Source organism: Levilactobacillus lindianensis (assembly GCF_003946095.1).
GTDB lineage: Bacteria > Bacillota > Bacilli > Lactobacillales > Lactobacillaceae > Levilactobacillus > Levilactobacillus lindianensis.
Genome location: NZ_RHOD01000062.1, coordinates 1 through 1,467, shown reverse-complemented (window position 1 = coordinate 1,467; position 1,467 = coordinate 1). Strand labels below are relative to the sequence as shown.

Annotated in this window: 1 protein-coding gene; it reads left to right on the top strand. The window is 38.2% G+C overall.

Features of this window, described 5'->3' with window-relative positions:
• Positions 1-136: 136 nt before the first annotated feature.
• The gene (locus tag EKM70_RS11285; protein WP_125547835.1) at positions 137-1,420 is read left to right on the top strand and encodes an ISL3 family transposase; all 1,284 of its coding nucleotides are present in this window, start codon (positions 137-139) and stop codon (positions 1,418-1,420) included.
• Positions 1,421-1,467 lie beyond the last annotated feature (47 nt).

The following is a 1,467-nucleotide window of genomic DNA, read 5'->3' as shown; positions in this document are numbered from 1 at the left end:
GGTTCTATACTTTTTCCTGTTGATGGATTGCCAGAGTGGTAATCTATTAACAGGATTTTTTTGTAAATTAAAAGCCCACAGGTCCCCATCCAATAAAATCCACCCACTACAGCATCATTAAAGGAGATAAGAACCCATGAACCCTATTGATAATACCATAAAGTTCGTCCTAAGCATAACTGACGAGAACGTTAACTTTTTTGCTTATAAAAGCCAATCTATTAAAAACAAACAATCTAAGATTTACATCGCCAACGTTAAAGTTAACTGTGTGAGATGTCCCCAATGTGGTTTCAATCATCTGAACCATAATGGTCACTACATTGCGCGTACTTCGTACCCGTCAGCCAATGCCAGTGAGCCAGTGTACCTTGAGCTGCATAAGGAACGATTAGTTTGTAAAGACTGTGGTGCTTCAATAATGGCATCCACTAGTCTAGTTGATAAATATTGCAACATTTCGCAAGCCACACGACAGAAAATATTCATGCATTTGCAGGACGACCGGACTCAGGCCAGCATCGCCTTAGATAATTGTGTATCACCAAGTACAATTTGTCGCTATTTAGATAATTACGATGATTTATTCCGCCGGAATTATGATTACTTACCAGAGCATTTAGCGATGGATGAAGTTCGCGGTGTTGGTGGTCAATTACACTTTATCTGTATTAACGGTGCCAGCAACCATGAAATTCAACAAATCTTGCCGGATCGCTATAAAAAAAGCATTATTGAGTACTTTAATAAATTCCATATCAATACCCGAAAACGGGTTCAAACCGTAACTCTGGATCTCAATAGTTACTATAAAGATATCGTTAAGGAAATGTTTCCAAACGCAGAAATTGTCGTTGATCGATTCCACATTATCGCCATGATGACGCGGGCATTCAACCAGACTAGAGTTCAGACAATGAAAAAATATGACAAGAAATCTATCGAATATCGACTGCTTAAGTTCTCATGGAAACTATATTTGAAGCACATTGATGAACTAGAAGTCAGCCAAACTTTCTATGATCGTCATTTACGACAGCAGTTAACTCAACAAGGGCGAGTACAAATGGGGCTTGACACTGATGACACTATTTCGAGCACATACGATGCGCTGCAAGGTATCATGTCCTGTCTTAAAAATCATGACAAAGATGGCATTGTCCACTATCTCTACAAAAATGAAAACCTAAGTTTTCAAATGAAGGAAACACTAAAAACGTTTAAAAGTAATCTGGAAATTGTCTTGAATGCCAGTGAATCTAAGTATTCTAACGGCCCAATTGAAGGTATTAATCGGATGATTAAGCAGATTCAGCGGACTGCGTTTGGATTTAGAAATTTCCATCATTTAATCTCGCGGATCAAACTTCAACAAATGAGAACAAAACCAAATACAAAAACAGAACTAGAAGCCGCTTAGCTTCTAGTTCTGTAAAACTATCTATCAACAGGATTTGACAGAGAGCC

Coding starts and splice junctions, on each gene's coding strand:
- EKM70_RS11285 (WP_125547835.1), top strand. CDS start 137: ATGAACCCTATTGATAATACCATAAAGTTCGTCCTAAGCATAACTGAC.